The sequence below is a fragment of the Kitasatospora sp. NPDC024654 genome (assembly GCF_055559155.1).
Genome location: NZ_JBVHLF010000238.1, coordinates 1,245 through 1,983, shown reverse-complemented (window position 1 = coordinate 1,983; position 739 = coordinate 1,245).

Here is a 739-nt window from a genome sequence, read left to right as displayed (position 1 = left end):
TCAATTCGGCCGAGCAGCAGAGACCGGTCAGGAGGGTCGCAACAGCCCCCGCGTTGCCGCAGGTCGCAGCCCGCGCTTCGGAGCCACTCCGGAATGGGTGCGTATCTTCTGAGGGAGCAAGTGATGCGCCCTGACCTGGGCAATCAGTGATCGATCTTAAGGCGCTCCAACCAGCCGCGCTTCAATCTGCGCAGGCCGATCGGGAGTCGCACGGATCATCCGCGCTCAACGTTACTGAACCGCCCCGACGGCACGTCATTCGATCACGCCTCTGGTTGGGTCGTTCACAAAGCCGCTGGTCAGAGCGTCGCAAGCCGCCCGGGGAAGATACGCACCCCTCCGGAATTGAGCAACAGAGTCCCGACGCCTCCCAAAGTCGTGTACAGGTGCTGTCGGTTCTCGTGAACAAAGCCAAACCCGAGCTCTACGCCGGCACCGGTGTCGACCCGATCGACCCCGGCAAGATCAGCTGATTCATAGACCTGGCCGGATCCCGGTAGAGCTCCGCCGCGACCGGCCGTGGCGTCACCGGCAGCGCGCTGGACGACCCGGTATCGATCCGGACGCCCCCGGCGGGCCGACACTGCAGGTCATCGACCCGTACGGCAACATCCTGAGATTCACACAGCCGCCATCCGCACAGTAGCCAACCCCGGGAGAGGGGGGGGGGGGGGGGGGGGGGGGGGTTTTTGGTTTTGTTTCTCTCTAGAAACCCAGGAAGCAGTCGGGCCGGGGTGTG